Origin of the sequence: Aureimonas sp. ME7, from assembly GCF_903970965.1 — a bacterium.
Taxonomy (GTDB): domain Bacteria; phylum Pseudomonadota; class Alphaproteobacteria; order Rhizobiales; family Rhizobiaceae; genus Aureimonas.
In genome coordinates this window covers 58838-77324 of the sequence record NZ_CAJCKW010000012.1, presented here as the reverse complement: position 1 = coordinate 77324, position 18487 = coordinate 58838, and the positions used below count along the sequence as shown (strand labels likewise).

Sequence of the window (18487 nt, the reverse complement as noted above, 5' to 3'; positions counted from 1 at the left end):
GTTGTTCCGCCACCGGACCCATGTTCCCGTCATCCGATCGTGAGATGATTCGCCAGGGGCTTTCCGACGGGGAGCCCTTCGAGACGACCGCCCGAGCGAGGACCGCCATGACGCCCGAACCGACCCTGCAGAAGAACCGGATCCTGGCCGACGTCCTCGCCCATCTTCCGGCGGAAGGCCCCGCCGCCCGGCTGAGCCCGCTCCTGTTCGCCCGGCCGCCGGCGGAGGATCTTCTCGCCATCCAGCCCGAAGCGCTCGCCCGCCTCGCCGAGGAAGCGGTCTCGGTGCTCGGCCGACACCAGCCGGGCGAGGCCACCGTTTCGGTGCGGCGCCTGCGCGGCGAACTGCGTGCCGGCGAGCCGATCAGCGTCGCGACCCTCGTCCATGACGACATGCCCTTCCTGTTCGACTCGGTTCTGGCCGAGATCGCCGACCGGGCGCCCGCGATCCACGAGATCTCCCACCCGATCCTCGCCGTCCAGCGCGACGGGGCGGGCGCGATCGCGGGGTTCGGCGACCAGCGCTCGGGGCCCGAGACCGGCGAATCCGTCAGCCTGATCCAGGTCGTGTTCGAGCCGATGCCCGACCCCGCCGGCGAGGAGGCGCTCGCCGCCCGCCTGCGCGAAATCCTCGCCGAGGTCGCCGCCGCCAATGCCGACTTCGAGGCGATGCGCGAGCGTGTGCGCGCCGAGGCGCAACGGATAGAAGTGCGCGCAAACGAGCGCACCGAGCCCGATCTCGCGGCGGCCGACCGCGAGGGCGCGGCGCTTCTCGACTGGCTGTGCGAGGGCAACTTCATCTTCCTCGGCATCCGCGAGTTCGCCTATTTCCGCGAGGGCGAGGCGCTGCGCCAGGTGGAGGGCGGCGAGCTCGGCATCCTCCGGAACCCGGAGGTCCGCGTCCTGCGCCGCGAGGGCTCCGCCGGCGAGCCGAGCCCGGAGCTGCGTAGCTTTCTGGAAGACCCCGAGCCGCTGATCGTGGCCAAGGCCAACGCGCGCTCGCGCGTCCACCGGCGCACCTACATGGACTATGTCGGCATCAAGCTGCGCGACGCGCAAGGCGCGCTCGTCGGCGAGCTTCGCGTCGTCGGCCTGTTCGCGGCCAGCGCCTACACCCGCCCGCTCGCCACCATTCCCTATCTCCGACGCAAGGCGGCCGTGGTGACGGAGCGCTTCGGCTTCGCCCCGCGCTCGCATTCGGGCAAGGCGCTCGCGGTGGCGCTCGAGACCTATTCGCGCGACGAGATGTTCCAGATCGACGTGGATCTTCTGGAGCGCTTCGCGGGCATCGTCACCGAGCTCGGCGAGCGCCCGCGCATCCGCGTCCTGCCGCGCATCGACCGGTTCGACCGCTTCGTGTCGGTTCTCGTCTTCGTGCCGCGCGAGCGCTATGACGCGCGCCTGCGCGACGAGATCGGGGTGCTGCTCGCGGAGCGCTACGACGGCCACGTCTCGGCCTACTACCCGAACTTTCCCGAAGGCGCGCTCGCCACCATCCACTTCATCATCGGCCGCACGGGCGGGCCGACGCCCGATCCCGATACCGGCGAGCTGGAAGCCGAGATCACGGGGATCGCGCGCGACTGGTCGCTCGGCTTCGAGCGCGCGGCCGCGCGCACCGGCCAGCTCGGCGCCCTGATGGCGCTCGGCTCCGGCCTGCCCGGCGGATACCGCGACGCGGTCGACCCCGACGAAGCGGTGGAGGATGCCGGCCACATCCTGTCGCTGACCTCCGCCGCCCCGCTCGGCCTCGACTTCTACCGCCGCGACGACGAGCCCGGCGCGCCCTTGCGCCTTAAGCTCTTCAACCTCGGCGAAGCGCTGTCCCTGTCGCGGCGCGTGCCGATCCTGGAGAACATGGGCTTCTCGCCGCTGGCCGAGCAGACGCACGAGATCGTGCGCCCCGACGGCACCCATGTCTGGCTGCACGACATGGAACTGACGCCGCGCTCGGGGTTTGAGGCCGCGCTCGGCGACAAGGGCCTCGCCCTCGAGGCGACGCTGGAGGCGGTGATCGACGGGCGGATCGAGAACGACGCCTTCAACGCACTGGTTCTTTCGGCCGGGCTCGACTGGCGCGAGGCCAACCTTCTGCGCGCCTATGCCCGCTATCTCCGCCAGACGGGTTTCGCCACGACGCCCGACTTCATGGCCCAGGTTCTGGAGCGCCAGCCGGCGGTCGCCCGGGCGCTCGTCGCGATGTTCGCGGGCGCCTTCGACCCGGCGCTGGAGCGACGCACGGACGATCTGCCCGAGGAGCTCGCGGGCGACGCGGAGGCCGCCCGCGCGGCCGCGCGCGGCGCCTTGCAGCCGCTCCTGGACATCCGCGCCGAGCTCGACGCGATCACCAGCCTCGACGAGGACCGTGTGGTGCGCCGGCTTCTCGGCGTCGTTCTCGCCACGCTGCGCACCAACTTCTACGCGGTGCCGGACGTCTCGGCCGATCCCGGCTCGACGCCCGCCGCTGTCAAGCCGGCGCTCGCCTTCAAGCTCGATCCGCACGCCATCGAGGGGCTGCCCGCGCCCGTGCCGTTCCGCGAGATCTTCGTGTTCGACGCGCGCGTCGAAGGCGTCCACCTTCGCTTTGGCCCCGTGGCGCGTGGCGGCCTGCGCTGGTCCGACCGGAGCCAGGACTATCGCACCGAGATCCTCGGCCTCGTGAAGGCGCAGCAGGTCAAGAACGCGGTGATCGTGCCCGTCGGCTCCAAGGGCGGCTTCTACCCCAAGCAGCTCCCCGACCCGTCCAACCGCGAAACGTGGTTCGAGGCGGGGCGCTCGGCCTATGTCGTCTTCATCGCCTCGCTTTTGTCGGTCACCGACAATATCGAGCCCTCGGGCGAAACCGCGACGCCGACCGGTGTCGTGCGCTACGACGACCTCGACCCCTATTTCGTGGTGGCGGCCGACAAGGGCACGGCGACCTTCTCCGACACGGCGAACGCGGTGGCGCGCGCGCGCGGCTTCTGGCTGGACGACGCCTTCGCCTCCGGCGGCTCGGCCGGCTACGACCACAAGGCCATGGGCATCACCGCGCGCGGCGCCTGGGAAGCGGTCAAACGCCATTTCCGCGAGATGGGCCACGGGGGCCAAGCCTGGGACATCCAAAACGAGCGGTTCACGGTCGCCGGCTGCGGCGACATGTCGGGCGATGTCTTCGGCAACGGCATGCTCCTGTCGCGCCGGATCCGGCTGGTCGCCGCTTTCGACCACCGCGACATCTTCATCGACCCGAACCCGGACGAGGCCCGCTCCTTTGCCGAGCGCGAGCGCCTTTTCGCCCTGCCCCGCTCGTCCTGGGCCGATTTCGACCGCTCGGCGATCTCGGCGGGCGGCGGCGTCTTCTCGCGCCGCGACAAGGTGATCCGTCTTTCCCTGCAAGCCGCCGAGACCATCGGCTTCGACAAGCTGTCCGGCACCCCGGCCGAGATCATCGCCGCGATCCTGCGCAGTCCCGTCGATCTCCTCTGGTTCGGCGGCATCGGCACCTACATCCGCGCCTCGACCGAAACCAATCTCGACATCGGCGACCGTGCCAACGATCCCGTGCGCATCACCGCGCGCGAGCTTCGCGCCCGGGTCGTCGGCGAGGGGGCCAATCTCGGTCTCAGCCAGGCCGGCCGCATCGAGGCGGCGCGCGCGGGCGTCCGGCTCAACACGGATGCGATCGACAATTCGGCGGGCGTCAACACGTCCGACGTCGAGGTGAACTTCAAGATCGCCCTCCGGGCTGCGCTCGCCGAAGGTCGCATCTCGCGCGAGGAGCGCGACACGCTGCTCGGCTCGATGACGGAGGACGTGTCCCATCTCGTGCTCGCCAACAACTACGCGCAGACCCTGGCGATCTCGCTGGAGGAAAAGGCCGGCGTTTCGCGCCTTGCGCTCCAGGCCCGGCTGATGGCGGCGCTGGAGGAGACCGGCGCGCTCGACCGCGCGGTGGAAACCCTCCCCTCGCCTGCCGCGATCGCCGACCTTCGCGCCCGGGGCCAGACCCTGTCGCGACCAGAGCTGGCCGTACTCCTCGCCTATGCCAAGATCGACCTCTTCAACGCCCTCGTCGCCGGTCCGCTGCCCGACGACCCCTATCTTGCCGGCCGCCTCCTCCATTACTTCCCAACCCCCATGCGCGCGCGCTTCGAAGCGGACATCCTCGCCCATCGGCTCCACCGCGAGATCATCGCGACGGGGCTCGCCAACGAGTTCGTCAACCGGCTCGGCGTGTCCTTCGCCACGGTCTTGCGCGACGCCACCGGCCGCTCCGCCAGCGCGCTCGCCGCCGCCTATGTCGCCGTGTTCGACGGGTTCGGCATCGCCGACCTTCTAAAGCGCATCGACGCGGTGGATGCGCGCGTGCCGGGCGACGTCCAGAACGAGCTCTACGCCGCCGTGTCCTTCTTCCTACAGGTCGGCGTCAGCATTCTCGCCCGGCGCGGCGCGTTCGATCTCGCGGAGACCGTCGCCATTTTCGGGCGACTTTCGTCCGAACTTGCGCCCTCGCTTTCCGAACTGGCCGGCGGCGATGCGAGCCGCGAGGTCGCGAGCCGTCAGGCAGACTGGACGGCGAAGGGCGTGCCCGACGAGTTGGCCTCCCGTGTCGCCGCCCTCACGCTCCTACGTCTCGTCCCGGACATCGAAGATGTTTCACGTGAAACAGGTCGATCGGTGAAGGAAGCGCTCCAGGCCTATGTCGAGATGAGCCGTTTCCTTCACGTCGATCAGTTGGAACAAGCTCTCATCGCGCAGCAGCCCGGCGACTACTACGAAACCCTGGCGCTGGAACGGGCCGGTAGTCAGATCGCTCGGGAACGGCGGCGCCTGACGATCCTCGCGCTGCGCGACGGGACGGGCGACGATCCCGTCGCCGAGTGGGCAGGAGCGCAAGGTGACATGCTCCAGTCCGCCGCCGAGCGGTTGCAACGGCTGGCGGGAACGGGCGACACCTCGGTCGCCCGCCTAACGCTGGCCGCCGGCCTGCTTCAGGACATAGGCATCTAGTCGGCCGATCCGAACGCGCAAGGAGGAGGATGGTGGGTGGCTCCACCATCCGCCGGCCACGCTCGGGCAGACCGGTGAACCTCCCAACTAACCAAAGCCTAGCCATCCCGCGAGTGGGCGGACACGACATCGAGCGGTGAAGCGGGGCGCCCGCATGCGCAACCCGCTTCACCGCTCGCGCGAACGAACGCTCCGGGTGCACAAGCTTACCGGGCATCCCGTAAACGCCCTTCGTTCGCCCGGCGGTCAGCCGGTCAGCATCACGTCGGATGCGGCTGGTCCGGTACGGCGGAGGGCGGGATCACCGGCGTCGTGCCCGGGTCGGGGGCGGGAACGGGCGCTTCGATGGCGCTGCCGCCCTCGTCGGGCGGCGTCAGAACACCGCCGCAATCCTGCAACTGACCGCTCAGCGTCTGCGCTTCTCCGGTTTGGGGTAGCGCGGAACACGGATCGGTGGAGGGAGGAATGGCTTGCCCGGGTGCATCCTCGTTGCCCGAAAGCGGCGGCGGTTCGGCCGTCTGCGACCATCCGGGCGAAGCGCCGAGGATCAGGGCGGACAGCAAGGGGGCGGCGAGACGAAAGCGCATGGCAGGTCTCCTTTCGAAAAGGAAACGCCGCGCCCCGCGGATGGCTCCCTTCCCTTCCGCCCGCGCCACCTCAGGCCTCCCGGCGCCGCCGTGTTCCGCGCGGCGCCGGGAGGGCGGGTCCCTTCAGTGGCGGAAGTGGCGCATGCCGGTGAACACCATGGCGATGTCGTGCTCGTCAGCGGCCGCAATCACCTCGGCGTCGCGCATCGAGCCGCCGGGCTGGATCACGGCGCGCGCGCCGGCCGCGACCGCCGAGAGAAGACCGTCGGCAAAGGGGAAGAACGCGTCCGAGGCCACCACCGAGCCCCGCGTCAGCACCGCACTGCCTGCGGTTTCGGCCGCATCCTCGGCTTTCCTCGCAGCGATGCGGGCGGAATCGACGCGGCTCATCTGGCCGGCCCCGACCCCGACCGTCGCCAAGTCCTTGGCGTAGACGATGGCGTTGGACTTCACGTGCTTGGCGACGCGGAAGGCGAAACGGAGGTCCGCCATCTCGGCGTCGGTCGGCGCGCGCTTCGTCACCACCTTGAGATCGAGACCCTCCACCGTGCCGTTGTCGCGCGACTGGACGAGAAGGCCGCCGGCGACGGATTTCACCGCGAGCCCCGCCTCGCGCGGGTCCGGAAGGCCGCCGGTGAGGAGCAGGCGAAGGTTCTTCTTGGCGGCGACGAGCGCGATCGCCTCCTCGTCGGCGTCGGGCGCGATGATCACCTCGGTGAAGACCTTGACGATCTCGGCGGCGGAGGCGGCGTCCAGCTTGCGGTTCAAGGCGACGATGCCGCCGAAGGCCGACACCGGATCGCAGGCGAGCGCGCGGGCATAGGCTTCTCCGAGGCTCGCCCCTTCGGCGACGCCGCAGGGGTTGGCGTGCTTGATGATGGCGACGGCGGCCGTGCGCTGGGGATCGAACTCGGCGACGAGCTCGAAGGCGGCATCCGTGTCGTTGATGTTGTTGTAGGAGAGTTCCTTGCCCTGAACCTGGCGCGCGGTGGCCACGCCCCGGCGCCCCGACCCGTCGAGATAGAAGGCGGCGGACTGGTGCGGGTTCTCGCCGTAGCGCAGGGACGACTGGAGCGTGCCCGCAAAGGCGCGGCGCGCGGGCGCCGGCTCGTTTTCGGTCGCCGCAAACCACGTGGAGACGGCCGCGTCATAGGCGGCGGTAACCCCGTAGGCCTTGCCCGCGAGGCGTCGGCGCGTGTCGACGCCGATCTCGCCCTTGCCCTGCGTCAGCTCGGCGAGAAAGGCGGCGTAGTCGGCGGGGTCGGTCAAGACCGAGACATAGGCGTGGTTCTTGGCGCCGGCCCGGATCATCGCGGGTCCGCCGATGTCGATGTTCTCGATGATCGCCAGCCGGTCGGCGCCCGACGCCACCGTTTCGGCGAACGGGTAGAGATTGACGACGAGAAGATCGATGCCGGAGATCCCATGCTCGTCCATGGCTTGAGCGTGCGCCGGGTCGGCGCGCACGCCCAGAAGCCCGCCATGAACGCCCGGATGCAACGTCTTCACGCGGCCGTCCATGATCTCGGGAAAGCCGGTGAGTTCGGAAACGTCGCGAACGGTGAGCCCCGCCGCCTCGATCGCAGCGCGCGAGCCGCCGGTGGAGACGAGCTCGACGCCGAGCGCGGAAAGACCCCGCGCCAGATCCACCAGCCCCGCCTTGTCGAACACCGACAGGAGCGCGCGGCGCACCGGATGACGGTCGGGGGCGGGAGTGCGGTTGGCGGCGACAGCCATCGGAAGCATCCTTTTCGAAGCATGGGGCACGCCCATCGACGGGATGTGCCTTTCCATCGCCCCCCATTAGGCCGGGCCGGCACGCGAAACAACCGCCGCGCCGGCCCCGATGGGACCTTCAGCCCATCGCGCGGCGGTAAAGATGCCAGGTCGCGTGGCCGAGAACCGGTAGAACCAGGGCGAGCCCGACCAGCAATGGCACCGAGCCGAGGATCACGAGCCCGGCGACGATCAGCCCCCAGGTGCCCATGATGCGTGGGTTGGCGCGCACCGCTTCCACCGAGGTCGCCATCGCCTCGCCCGCGCCGACATGCCGGTCGAGGATCAGGGGCAGGGAAATGGCGCCGAGCGAAAAGGCGACCGCCGCGAAGGCGAACCCGACGATGTGCCCGACCATCACCAGCGTCCATCCGGCCGGCGTCGACAGGAGGTCGCCGAGGAAGCCGAGATAGCTCGAGGTGCCGGTTTCGGGCGCCAGCAGCGCGAACAGGCCTTTCGCGCTGACGAGCCAGAGAACGAACAGCGCCAGGAGGGCGAGCGCGACACGCGCGATCGCGCCGCGCGCCGGGCTTTGCAGCGCGTCGAAGGCATGGCGCCACGAGGTCGGCTCACCCCGCTCCTCGCGCCGGCTGATTTCGTAGAAGCCGAGCGCGGCGACTGGGCCGAGAATGGCAAAGCCCGACACCAGCGGAAACAGGAGGGGAAAGGCGTCCGAGTTCGTCAGGCCGAAAGCGATGGCAAGGCCCGCCAGGGGATAGATGAAGGCGAGAAACACGAGATGCGTCGGGCGGCGCAGGAAATCGGCCCAGCCGAGGCGCAGGGCTTGCGTGAGGTCGGTGAGCTCGATCCGTCGGATCGCGGGCACCGGGTGCGCGGCTCTTTGGCCGGCGTCGAACGGCATGGCTTTCATGGGATCGTCTCCTCCGGCCTGGGGGGACAACCGATCGATACGCGACGCAACCGGCGGGAGCGGGCGGCCGGGAGCCGAACTCCCCATGCGTGAAGCCCGGGAGGTTACGCCCCTTCGCGGGGCTTGGCGACCCCTCGCCGTTCAAGGGCGGACGGCCAGCGCCTCGTCACCCGGCTGCCGGGGCCCACGAAGCGGCTCCGTCTGGCGCCCGAGGTCGTCCAGCGTATTGGGAAGGACGGTGACGGCGCGGTTCATGCCGCCGCAGCCGGACAGGAGAAGGCCCAGCCCCGCGAGAAGAAGTGTTCGGTGCATGGGACCTGCCGCCTTCCGTGATGGACAAACGAGCAGATAGGGCGGCGGGGGACGGGCGTTCAGCCCATGCGGTTTTTTCACCCCTGGCGCTCGAAGCGCCAGTTGAGGTCGGTCCGGTCGAGGCAGTCGAGCGGCAGGACGATCTGCTGAGTGCGCCGGGGGCCGGCGGCATCGGCGAAGAAGATGGATTCTTCCAGCTGCGCCTCGCCGTCGGAGAAGAACCACCAGATCTCCTCGCCATGGACGAGGCGGAGCCCTTCGCCCGCTTCCTCCACCCGCACGTCGGGGTGGAGATGGAAGCGCAGCGTTCCCATCGGCTCTTCCGAGGCCATTCGGTGGCAGCGGCCGGCGGCCTGGAACAAACGGTCGACGCCCTCGATGCGGCGCCCGTCGCGCGATACGAAGAGCTGGCGCTCATGGACGAAGCCGAAGGCCTGTCGGTAGCCGTCGTGGGCGGCGGTGAGGAGCTGGCCTTCGCGCGTTTCCTCGCGGTTCACCGGCACGCGCGTCGGGCCGGGCAGAAGCGGGCCGCCGAGAAAGCGGTCGACGGCTTCGGAGCGCGAAAAGCGGGACGAGGACTGGTCGTTGAGCGTCAGCGTCGAATGGGCAGCCGTGGTGCGCGACAGGCGGCGCCAGCCGGCGTCGAGCTTCACCGGCGCCCCGCAATTGACCACGAAGCGCCGGCCGCCGGCGGAGAACTCGAAGGCGAGCGTGCCGGCATGGGCGTCGCTGGACACGTCGGGCGCCGGCGGCGCGCCGGTATCGGCCAGAACCACGGTCAGCCCGGCGGCGAGGCGATGATAGCCGGACTGGCGCATCTGGCTGATCGGCTCGCCCAGCGTCTCGTCGTGACGCAGGAGCGCGGCCGCCAGATGATGGTCGGGCACGCCCGCGCCGTTGAAGAGGGCGAGCGCCCCGTCGCCGTGGCGGAAGAAGCGCAGCGCCGGCAGCATCCGGTCCACCGCGCCGAACACCGGGCGCGGCACCGCCTGCCCGCGCTCGGCGAAGAGCTGGCAGAGCGGGACGAGGTCGGCGAGGATGCTGGAAACGGCGGCGGGATTGCGCGACAGGTGGCCGCCGTCGGGGTGGATCTGGCGATCGAGCTCCTCGCCCAGAAGCTTGGCCTGAAGCTTCAGCGCCGCGCCCGGGCGCGGCTCGGCCAGCGCTGCCGCGCACAGTGCCATGCGCAGGCGAAGGCGCGGCGTGCCGTTGGGGGCGGAAGGCGCCATGCGGCGCAGCTGGCGCACCTCGGCGCTCAGCCCGCGCGCGAAACGATCGACGAAGGCGGCGTCGGCGCCGCTGAGGATCGTCGGCGCATGGGCGATCCAGCTGATGACCCGGCGCGCCGCCACCTCGTGCTCGTAGGCAAGGCCCGTGCGCTGGCGCCGCTTGAGGCGCAGCCAGTCGCCGACGAGGGCGCGCACGTGCTCGGCCGACAGGGCATCGCCCGCCCTGGTGAAATGGCGCAGCCAGCCGAAGGCGTGCAGTTCCGCCCGCCACGGCCGCGCCTCGTCGCGCAAGGAGAAGGGCGAGCGCCCGTTGAGCTCGACGAGATAGCCGCCGAGCCAGACATGGCCGACATAGAAGCCCCGCGCCACCGAAGCATCGCCGAGCCGGAGATCGGACAAGGGGGCGGCGGGAAGCTGCGGCGCGTTCCAGGCGAGGCTGAGCGGACGGGCAAGGGCCGAGCGCAGGCGGGCGGCGGTCCGGCGCGTGATCTCGCGCACCATCAGCCCGGCAAGGCGGGGTTCGTCGACGAATCCTGTCGTCATCCGCATTCCTCCGCGAGGCGCAACGCCTGTTCGAAATGGTCCGCGAAGAAGACGTGAAGCGCGGATCGGTCGAGGACCAACTTCCGCCAACAGGGTTAACGATGTCTTAAAGGATAGGGCCCGTAAGCGGGCAGGCTGATGCGAGGCTGGCGCGACGAGGGACGAAGGGCGATGGAAGCCTCCTCGTCGCTCCCGCGCATCACCCGGTGCGGCGGAACCTTGCGGCGAAGAAGCCGTCGAGCCCCGAGCGCTCCGGCGCGCCCCGATCCAGCATGGCGGGCGTCGTGCGCAGGAAGCCCTCCGCGCTCACCGCCGCTTCGAGACCGGGAACTTCCTCTGCGCGGACCGGCTCCAGCCGGAAACCGGGCGTCTCGGCGGCAAAGGCGCGCGCCACCGCCTCGCCCTCCACCGGGTCGAGCGAGCAGTTGGAAAAGACGAGAAGCCCGTTGGGGGCGACCAGCGCTGCGGCCTGACTTAAAAGACGGGCCTGGACGCCGGCGAGCTTCTCCACCTCCTCGCCCGTCTTGGTCCAGGCGACGTCCGGATGCCGACGGATCGTGCCGGTGGAGGAGCAGGGCGCGTCGAGAAGCACGGCGTCGAAGGGCTCGGGCGGTTGGTAGGCCGCGAGATCGCCGACATGGGTTTCGGCTTCCAGCCCGAGGCGGGACAGGTTTTCGCGCAGGCGCCGCATGCGCGAGGCGGAAATGTCGAGCGCGGTGACGCGCGCGCCGCGTGCGGCGAGCTGCGCCGTCTTGCCGCCGGGCGCGGCGCACAGGTCGATGGCGCGCCGGCCCGCGAGATCGCCGAACAGCTGGGCGGGGAGCGCGGCGGCGGCATCCTGCACCCACCATTGCCCTTCGGCAAAACCCGGCAGGTCGCTCACCGCCCCTTCCCCGCCGACGAGCCGCACCGTGCCGGTCGGCAGCGCCTCGCCGCCGAGCCGCTCGGCCAACGCGTCCGGTGCGCCGCGCACCGTCAGGTCGAGCGGCGCCGGAACGCGGTGGAGCGCGGCGATACGGGATGCCTCCTCTTCGCCATAGGCGGCGGCGAGGCGCTCCGAGAGCCAGGGCGGACAGTCGAGGCGCGGATCGTCGAAGCTTTGGAGAAACGCGTCCTTTTCTCGCGCGATGCGGCGCAGGACGGCGTTGACGAGCTTGTCGAAGCGCCCGGTGCGCGGGTCGAGGCGCGCTTGCTCGACGCCGAGGTCCACCGCCGCCGAATCCGGCACGTCGAGAAACAGGATCTGCGCCGCCCCGACATGGAGGATGTGGCGAAGCGCGGCGGCCTTGGGCGGCAGCGGCTTCTCGATGCAGGCCGACACGATCGCCTCGATCGTGCCGCGCCGACGCAGGGCGACGAGGAGGATCGCCTTGACCAGCCCCTGGTCGCGCGCGTCCAGCGCCCGGAAATCGGGATGCCCGTGGCCCCGGTCGGTCAGGCCGTCGAGCGAAGTGCGCGTATCCACCACGGCGGCCAGCAGCCGCGCGGCGACGCGCCGGCTGGACAGGCCCGGCCGCTCGGGCGGCGTGGCGACGACGGGGCGGACGGCTTTGCGCGGCTTTTGCATCGCGGATGCTATGGGCCGCGCGGGGAGCGAGGGCAAGGGCCGGTGCGTCGGGCATCCATGCCACATGGGCGCGGCTTGCGGATTTCGCGAAGCTGATGGACCTCCGGTCGGCTCGACCCGCCGGGCGCTCGATATGGATCAGCGTCGATCGGACGAAGGGCCGCCGTTCTCGCCCTTCACGAGTTGGAGACGAGGCCGATGACCGGGAGCGAGCGTATCGTAGATATCGCGCAGGCGAAGCGTCGATTCGATCTCGGGTAGATCAACGATATCCGCAAGATCTTCGTACTTCGCTGCGGACCAGACGCCTTCCTCGCCGCGTCTGTAGAGCTTCGCCGAAACGATCCCGGGTTCGACGAACAGGATCAGCCGGATCGTCTCGTGCCTCTGATACTCGTCGAGCTTGTCCGTCGTATCCACCTGGCTCGTTCCGGGCGAGGACACTTCCACGACGAGCGTCGGACGAGCCGCGACGAGCGCGGACGGATCGGGGGGCCCGCAATCCACCACCACATCGGGAAACCGGATGCCGTCCGCGCCCGTCCTCACCGCCGTGTCGCTGGAGGTGGTCCGGCATCCGTCGCGTTTGGCCTGGGGCCCGATCGATATCACGATATTGCTGACGACGACGTTGTGCGCCTGTTTGGCGCCCGCCATCATCTCGACGACGAACCCATCCACCAGTTCGAAATGCCCGTCCTGATCGAACACCCAATGGAGGAATTCGTCGGCGGATACCTTGCTTGGCTCGGGAACTTTCACGTCCTGCCCTCCTTGCCCCGCCAACTCTAGCATGCGCCTTGCGTCTCCCTCCAGTTGACCGAAGGCGATCGGCCCATCCTGCGGCGCGAGCGAGCGGGGGCCGAGCGGCATCGGTTGCGTTCGAAGGCTTCAGGCGTCAAACGTTCCGACCTCGAACCCCCATCCACCAAGGACACCCCGATGAGCGAGCCGATCCTCGACGACGAGACCCTGGCCTTTGCGGCCCGCGTGTTCCAGGCGGCACGAGACGGCGAAGCGGGGTTCCTCGAAGGACTTCTCGCCGGCGGCCTGCCGCCCAACCTCACCAACGATAAGGGCGACACGCTCCTGATGCTGGCGAGCTACCACGGCCATGCGGAGCTTTCGGCCGCGCTGATCCGCCACGGCGCGGACCCGGACCGGCCGAACGACCGGGGCCAGACGCCGCTCGCCGGCACCGCCTTCAAGGGCGACGCCCGGACGGCCCGCGCGCTCCTCGACGGGGGCGCGGCGGTGGACGGGGCCGGGCCGGACGGGCGCACGCCCTTGATGATGGCCGCCATGTTCGACCGGGTCGACATGGTGCGCCTCCTTCTGGAGCGGGGCGCCGACGCCCGCCGCCGGACGCCCGAAGGGCTCGATGCGCTGGGGGCCGCGCGTGCCATGGGCGCGGCCAACACGCCGGCCATCCTGGAGGAAGCGGTCCGGGATCGGACTTGAGCCGCCCTCGAGCGCGCGAGGCTCGAGTGTCGTCCGACGACGCCGGACCGAAGAGCCGAAACTCGCCGGCTCCTCAGCCCCAGGGGCCCTTGCGCGGCTTGGCGTTGCCCGACCACGGCCCCTGCCGGACGGCGGCGGGTGTGGGCGACGGCGCGGAAAAACGCCCCTGCCCCATCTCGCCTGCGATGGCGACGAGCGCATCGATGCGGTTCTGCGTGTCCGGGTGGGTGGAGAACAACCCGTCCATGCGCTGGCCGTTCAGGGGATTGATGATGAACATATGGGCCGTCGCCGGATTGCGCTCGGCCGGCATGTTGACGCTGCGCCCGGCCGCATTGGCGATCTTGGCGAGCGCGGAGGCGAGCGCCATCGGGTTGCCCGAGATTTCCGCCCCGCGCCGGTCGGCGGAGTATTCGCGCGTGCGCGAGATCGCCATCTGCACGATCATCGCGGCGAAGGGGGCGACGAGCATGGCGACGAGAACCCCGATGAACCCGAGCGGGTTGTTGTTTTCGCGGTTGCCGCCGAGAAAGAAGGCGAAGTTGCCGAGCATCGAGATGGCGCCGGCCAGCGTCGCCGTCACGGTCATGATCAGCGTGTCGCGGTTCTGCACGTGGGCGAGTTCGTGCGCCATCACGCCGGCGATCTCCTCGCGCGACAGGCGCCGGAGAAGGCCGGTGGTGGCGGCGACGGCCGCGTTCTCGGGGTTGCGTCCCGTGGCGAACGCGTTCGGCTGGTCGTTCTCCATCAGGTAGACGCGCGGTATCGGCAATCCGGCGCGCGCCGTTAGCTCCTCAACGATGCGATAGTATTCCGGCGCCGTGCGCGCATCGACCTCGCGCGCGCCGTGCATGCGCAGCACCATCTTGTCGGCGTTCCAGTAGGAAAAGAGGTTCATCGCCGCCGCCATCACGAAGGCGATCCCCATGCCGCGCCCGCCGCCTAAGAGAAACCCGACCCCCATGAAGAGGGCCGTCATCGCGGCGATCAGCATGGCGGTCTTGGTGGCGTTCATGGGCGTTTTCGAACTCCTTCGATGCGGGAATGGGCGACGGCCCGGATTTTTCGCTTGCAGGGGCCCGCGCCAAACCCGATCTGTCGGGAAACAACTGGGGAGGGCAAGGGTTCGGGTCAACGCCTTCGAGGCGGCGCCGGACCGCCCCACCCGATCCCGATGCCGTGAGCGATCCGGAGCCATCATGAGCGAGCCGACCGACCCCACCGTTCCTTTTCCCGCCAGCCCCGAGCGCCGCCCGGAAGACCTCTTGCCCGCCGCCCGTCGCGCGCTGGCGGAGGCCGAGGCGCGCCGCGCGGCGGCCACGGCGGCGAGGCTGCCGGAGGAGGTGAACGGGCGCGGCGGCGCCGAACCCACGCGCTTCGGCGACTGGGAGAAGAACGGGATCGTCTCGGATTTCTGATCACCTCGTGTTAGGACACACGTCCTGCGAGTGAGTGCAAGCCCTCTGCTTGATGCAGGATGTATCTCATCTTCGGACGGATTTGAGCGCCGTTTATCCTCGGAACTACCGACGCATGAAACGGTTGTGGGAATTTAATCCCTTGCCGTCAGAACTGTCGACATGCGCTGTCTCCCCCTCCTCCTTTTCGCCGCTTCGATCGTCCCCGCTTGGGGAGGTGAGATGCCGCGCGAGATCGAAGGGCCGATCCTCGCCGATGTCGTCAAGGTGCGCGATGGCGACACGATCGAGGTGGAAGCCTTCATCTGGCCGATGCAGACGGTCCGCGTCGCCGTCCGTTTGCGCGGCGTCGATGCGCCCGAACTCAAGGGCGAGTGCCCCGCCGAGCGGGATGCGGCCGCCGCCGCACGGGACCGGCTCGTCGAATTGATCGGCAAGGGTCCGGTTCGTCTCGCGCGGGTTTCGGGTGACAAGTATTTCGGCCGCGTCCTTGCGGATGTCGCCACGGCGGACGAACCCGACCTTGGAGCCCGCCTGCTGCGCGAAGGGCATGTGGATGCCTATGACGGCGGACGCCGGCGCAACTGGTGCGCAGCGGCGGGGCTCGGATCGCCCCGCGTCGGGGTGCGTCGGGGTTGAGGGGCTCGCACGGGGAAGGTCCAAGCGTGAGCCCCTTTTCACTTTCCTGCCCCACCGTCCACGCACAGCTCACCGGTCTCAAGCCGCGCCTCCCCGGCTTGAATCCGCGCGGGTCGGTCCCATCTGCGAGTCCAGGCAGGGACGACCCTGCTCGGGTCCGCCCAAACGGTGCGGCCGAACGAGACGGGACGACCCGGATTTCAAGGATCGAGTCCCGTCCATGCCTTGGATCTTCCTCTTCGTCGCCGGTCTCCTGGAAATCGGCTGGGCTTCCGCGATGAAGCAGTCCGCCGGGTTCACCCGTCTCGGCCCCAGCCTTCTGACCGTCGTCCTGATGCTGGCAAGCTTCGGCCTTCTGGCCAGCGCCATGCGCACCCTTCCGCTTGGAACGGCCTATGCCGTGTGGACGGGAATCGGGGCGCTCGGCGCCTTCGTCGTCGGCCTCGTCTGGTTCGGCGAAAGCGCAAGCCCCTTGCGCATCGCCGCCGCGATCCTGATCCTGTCGGGCATCGTCTTGATGAAATACGCCTCGTCGTCCTGAAACAGGCGGACAGGGGCGGCCGAGGGGTCTAGAACGGGTTTCACGTGAAACATCTGTTCGGCTCCATGACCTCTACCCCGACACAAGACGACGTCCGCATCGCGAAAAACCTCGCCGATCTCGTTCGCACGCTCGATCTCGGCGTTCCCGTCGAACTTTGGACGGGCGAGCGCATTGGCGACAGTCAGGGTCCGGCGGTGCGCATCGCGCATGCCGAGGCTTTGTCCCGCCTCGTGTTCAAGCCCAAGGTGGAAACGCTGGTCGGCTTGTGGATGGACAAGAGCATCGACATCGTCGGCGGATCGTTTCTGGATCTGGCCGATCGGCGTGGATCGAAGGGACGCTCGCGCGGCGCCTGGAAGCGGATCGACAAGATCGGCCTCGCCCGGCTCCTGCCCGCCCTTTGGCGCACACGCAAGGGCGCGGCCGACACCGGGCTCGCGCAGGCCGGCGCCGACGCCGGGGCCAGCGGTTCCACCAAACAGGCGATCCAGTACCACTACGACGTTTCCAACCGTTTCTACGAACTCTTCCTCGACAAGCGGATGGTCTATTCCTGCGCCTACTTCGACGGCTGGCACGGCGATATCGATAAGGCCCAGGAAGACAAGCTCGAGATGATCTGCCGAAAGCTCAGGCTGGGAGCCGGCGATCGGTTCCTGGATATCGGCTGCGGCTGGGGCGCGCTCCTGATCCATGCCGCCTCGCGCCACGGGGTGATTGGGCACGGCGTCACCCTTTCCAAGGCGCAGTTCGATCTGGCGACGCGGCGCGTGCGCGAGGCCGGGCTTGAGGACCGCGTGACGATCGAGCTCAAGCCCTTTCAGGAACTGACGGGCACGTTCGACAAGATCGCCTCGATCGGCATGTTCGAGCATGTGGGCTTTGCCCATCACGACGAATATTTCGGCGCGGTGCGAAAGCTCCTGCGCCCGCGCGGGCTCTACCTCCATCACGCGATCACGCGGCCCGCCAAGAAGAACCTGAAGACCTTCCACAAGGGTTCGCGCGAATATCGCGCCATCACCCGCTACATCTTCCCAGGGGGCGAGCTCGATTATATCGGCCACTCGCTCGAACGGCTGGAAGCGCACCGTTTCGAGGTGCACGACGTCGAGAACTGGCGCGAGCACTACGGGCGCACCTGCCGGATCTGGGCGGAGCGGCTGCACGAGAATTTCGAGGCGGCGGCCGCGGAGGCCGGCGAGCCGGTGGCCCGGCTCTGGCTCCTTTATCTCGCCGGCTGCGCGCTCGCCTTCGAGCGCGGCACGGTGATGATCAACCAGACCCTCGTCTCGAAGCGGGACAAGGGTCCGTCCGGCCTGCCGCCGACGCGCGCCGACCTCTACGCCTGAAGGCGCTGCCGCGTTTCGACGGCCTCGAGCCCGGCATCGTCCAGCCTTTCGCGCTGAGCGGCGACCAGGAAGCGGATCTCGTCGCGCAGTTCCGCCACCTGATCGCTGAGCGCGTTGATCTGCGCCTCGGCGCGCTGGTTGGTGTCGTAGTCGAGGCGCGCCTCGAAGCGATCCTTGGCCGCCTGCCGGTTCTGGCTCATCATGATGATGGGGGCCTGAAGCGCGGCCAGCATGGACAGCATCAGGTTCAGGAAGATGAAGGGAAACGGATCGAAGGCGTTGGCCGCCAGGATCCAGACGTTGAGGATCGCCCACGCTGCCAGAAACAGCGCGAAGCCGACGATGAAGCTCCAGGAGCCGCCGATGGTGGCGACGCGATCGGCCAGACGCTCGCCGAAGGTCATGCCTTCGTTGAACATCTCGTTGGGATCGCGGGCGGGGGACACGCGGCGCAGATGGCCGGCGACGAAACGGATAGCCGTGTTCATGACGCTTGAACCTTCGGGATGGGGGACCGGCCGCCGGCCGCCCTCAAGCCCTCAGGCGAGCGTGAAACTCAACCCAGGCTTCGAGCGCGACCGAGCGGCTCGGTCGATCGACTGAGATCGTTGCTGGGCATGATCCTTCTCGGGATCGGTTTCGGGAGGAGGCAAGAGCAAAAAACGCTTGACCTTTCCGGCATATGGACCCGTCGCGGGTTTTGGTCAAGCGGACGTGATCGAACGCCGCGTTCGAGCGGAAAAGACGATGAAGCGCCCATGAAAAAAGGCCGCTTCCCTTTTGAGGAAACGGCCTTCCGTGAAGTCTGGCGTGCCGGCGGGTCTGCTGACCGCTGCCGGTACCGCGAGGTCGTCAGATCAGCGAAGAAGGCTGCTTCGTCGCCACCATAGAACCCATGGACCCGGCCGGCACTCGGAAATCACTCGACATCGGATCACCTCCTTTCGCTTCGTTGAAAACGAGAGAAAGTATGGGGTCCTCAAGCAAGGAGCGCAAGGGCGAAGGGGGCGATGCGGCAATTCGATCAGCCCGTTCGCCGGAACTTCACTTCAAGGCACCTTGGCGATCGTCGTCCTTCGAGCAGCCCTTCGGGTTCGGAGGGCATGCCCGATGCGATCGCGGGAGCGGGCTGTGTTCGCCAAGCGGAAAACCGTGCGGGAACCTGATCTTCAGCCGTCTTCCCATCTACCCGTCCGG

General features: G+C 69.1%; 15 protein-coding genes. 6 read left to right on the top strand and 9 right to left on the bottom strand.

From position 1 onward, the window contains the following. The first annotated feature begins 107 nt into the window (after window positions 1-107). The gene (locus H7A85_RS17450) at window positions 108-4991 is read left to right on the top strand and encodes an NAD-glutamate dehydrogenase (RefSeq protein ID WP_182087242.1); all 4884 of its coding nucleotides are present in this window, start codon (window positions 108-110) and stop codon (window positions 4989-4991) included. A 260-nt stretch (window positions 4992-5251) separates the two neighbouring features. Here the strand turns inward: H7A85_RS17450 and H7A85_RS17445 are convergent, their stop codons facing one another. From H7A85_RS17445 to H7A85_RS17415, 7 genes are all read right to left on the bottom strand, one after another. Beyond that, window positions 5252-5578 carry a hypothetical protein gene (locus H7A85_RS17445; RefSeq protein WP_182087241.1) on the bottom strand — a complete coding sequence of 109 codons (327 nt, stop codon included), beginning with the start codon at window positions 5576-5578 and terminating at the stop codon, window positions 5252-5254. 123 nt (window positions 5579-5701) lie between these two features. Continuing rightward, window positions 5702-7315, bottom strand: a complete 1614-nt coding sequence (purH, locus tag H7A85_RS17440; RefSeq protein ID WP_182087240.1) for a bifunctional phosphoribosylaminoimidazolecarboxamide formyltransferase/IMP cyclohydrolase — start codon at window positions 7313-7315, stop codon at window positions 5702-5704. A gap of 118 nt (window positions 7316-7433) precedes the next feature. Beyond that, a complete protein-coding gene (locus H7A85_RS17435) occupies window positions 7434-8225 on the bottom strand; it encodes a DUF2189 domain-containing protein (protein ID WP_182087239.1) in 792 nt (263 codons plus the stop codon). A gap of 141 nt (window positions 8226-8366) precedes the next feature. After that, window positions 8367-8537: a hypothetical protein gene (locus H7A85_RS17430; RefSeq protein WP_182087238.1), complete on the bottom strand. Its 171-nt coding sequence runs from the start codon at window positions 8535-8537 to the stop codon at window positions 8367-8369. Window positions 8538-8614: 77 nt separating this feature from the next. After that, window positions 8615-10309 (bottom strand): heparinase II/III family protein, encoded by a 1695-nt coding sequence (locus tag H7A85_RS17425; RefSeq protein ID WP_182087237.1) that lies wholly within the window; start codon window positions 10307-10309, stop codon window positions 8615-8617. A gap of 199 nt (window positions 10310-10508) precedes the next feature. Next, window positions 10509-11876 carry an RsmB/NOP family class I SAM-dependent RNA methyltransferase gene (locus H7A85_RS17420; protein WP_182087236.1) on the bottom strand — a complete coding sequence of 456 codons (1368 nt, stop codon included), beginning with the start codon at window positions 11874-11876 and terminating at the stop codon, window positions 10509-10511. 138 nt (window positions 11877-12014) lie between these two features. After that, a complete protein-coding gene (locus H7A85_RS17415; RefSeq protein WP_182087235.1) occupies window positions 12015-12749 on the bottom strand; it encodes a Uma2 family endonuclease in 735 nt (244 codons plus the stop codon). 69 nt (window positions 12750-12818) lie between these two features. On the opposite strand from H7A85_RS17415, the gene H7A85_RS17410 reads away from it, so the two are divergent. Continuing rightward, complete coding sequence (locus H7A85_RS17410; protein ID WP_182087234.1) at window positions 12819-13337, top strand: ankyrin repeat domain-containing protein; 519 nt, start codon at window positions 12819-12821, stop codon at window positions 13335-13337. Window positions 13338-13410: 73 nt separating this feature from the next. Here H7A85_RS17410 and htpX read toward each other — a convergent pair whose 3' ends face one another. Beyond that, on the bottom strand, window positions 13411-14352 hold the full coding sequence (htpX, locus tag H7A85_RS17405; RefSeq protein ID WP_182087233.1) for a zinc metalloprotease HtpX: 942 nt from the start codon (window positions 14350-14352) through the stop codon (window positions 13411-13413). Between the two features lie 184 nt (window positions 14353-14536). Between htpX and H7A85_RS17400 the strand changes: the two genes are divergently transcribed. The 4 genes from H7A85_RS17400 to H7A85_RS17385 all read left to right on the top strand — a co-directional run bounded on the left by H7A85_RS17400 (window position 14537) and on the right by H7A85_RS17385 (window position 17290). After that, entirely contained in the window at window positions 14537-14755 is a 219-nt protein-coding gene (locus H7A85_RS17400; RefSeq protein ID WP_182087232.1) for a DUF1674 domain-containing protein, read from the top strand. A gap of 222 nt (window positions 14756-14977) precedes the next feature. After that, the gene (locus H7A85_RS17395) at window positions 14978-15394 is read left to right on the top strand and encodes a thermonuclease family protein (RefSeq protein ID WP_244631256.1); all 417 of its coding nucleotides are present in this window, start codon (window positions 14978-14980) and stop codon (window positions 15392-15394) included. A 220-nt stretch (window positions 15395-15614) separates the two neighbouring features. Beyond that, a complete protein-coding gene (locus H7A85_RS17390; protein ID WP_182087230.1) occupies window positions 15615-15935 on the top strand; it encodes a multidrug efflux SMR transporter in 321 nt (106 codons plus the stop codon). A gap of 44 nt (window positions 15936-15979) precedes the next feature. After that, window positions 15980-17290 carry a cyclopropane-fatty-acyl-phospholipid synthase family protein gene (locus H7A85_RS17385; RefSeq protein WP_348519701.1) on the top strand — a complete coding sequence of 437 codons (1311 nt, stop codon included), beginning with the start codon at window positions 15980-15982 and terminating at the stop codon, window positions 17288-17290. Here the strand turns inward: H7A85_RS17385 and H7A85_RS17380 are convergent. Beyond that, on the bottom strand, window positions 17281-17778 hold the full coding sequence (locus H7A85_RS17380) for a DUF1003 domain-containing protein (protein ID WP_182087229.1): 498 nt from the start codon (window positions 17776-17778) through the stop codon (window positions 17281-17283). The genes H7A85_RS17385 and H7A85_RS17380 overlap by 10 nt on opposite strands. Window positions 17779-18487 lie beyond the last annotated feature (709 nt).

Excerpts from the sequence above, each read along its gene's own strand:
- H7A85_RS17380 (WP_182087229.1), bottom strand. The coding sequence starts at position 17,778 with ATGAACACGGCTATCCGTTTCGTCGCCGGCCATCTGCGCCGCGTGTCC.
- H7A85_RS17450 (WP_182087242.1), top strand. The coding sequence starts at position 108 with ATGACGCCCGAACCGACCCTGCAGAAGAACCGGATCCTGGCCGACGTC.
- H7A85_RS17445 (WP_182087241.1), bottom strand. The coding sequence starts at position 5,578 with ATGCGCTTTCGTCTCGCCGCCCCCTTGCTGTCCGCCCTGATCCTCGGC.
- H7A85_RS17425 (WP_182087237.1), bottom strand. The coding sequence starts at position 10,309 with ATGACGACAGGATTCGTCGACGAACCCCGCCTTGCCGGGCTGATGGTG.
- H7A85_RS17430 (WP_182087238.1), bottom strand. The coding sequence starts at position 8,537 with ATGCACCGAACACTTCTTCTCGCGGGGCTGGGCCTTCTCCTGTCCGGC.
- H7A85_RS17420 (WP_182087236.1), bottom strand. The coding sequence starts at position 11,876 with ATGCAAAAGCCGCGCAAAGCCGTCCGCCCCGTCGTCGCCACGCCGCCC.
- H7A85_RS17395 (WP_244631256.1), top strand. The coding sequence starts at position 14,978 with ATGCCGCGCGAGATCGAAGGGCCGATCCTCGCCGATGTCGTCAAGGTG.
- htpX (WP_182087233.1), bottom strand. The coding sequence starts at position 14,352 with ATGAACGCCACCAAGACCGCCATGCTGATCGCCGCGATGACGGCCCTC.
- H7A85_RS17400 (WP_182087232.1), top strand. The coding sequence starts at position 14,537 with ATGAGCGAGCCGACCGACCCCACCGTTCCTTTTCCCGCCAGCCCCGAG.
- H7A85_RS17390 (WP_182087230.1), top strand. The coding sequence starts at position 15,615 with ATGCCTTGGATCTTCCTCTTCGTCGCCGGTCTCCTGGAAATCGGCTGG.
- H7A85_RS17415 (WP_182087235.1), bottom strand. The coding sequence starts at position 12,749 with ATGCCGCTCGGCCCCCGCTCGCTCGCGCCGCAGGATGGGCCGATCGCC.
- H7A85_RS17410 (WP_182087234.1), top strand. The coding sequence starts at position 12,819 with ATGAGCGAGCCGATCCTCGACGACGAGACCCTGGCCTTTGCGGCCCGC.
- H7A85_RS17435 (WP_182087239.1), bottom strand. The coding sequence starts at position 8,225 with ATGAAAGCCATGCCGTTCGACGCCGGCCAAAGAGCCGCGCACCCGGTG.
- purH (WP_182087240.1), bottom strand. The coding sequence starts at position 7,315 with ATGGCTGTCGCCGCCAACCGCACTCCCGCCCCCGACCGTCATCCGGTG.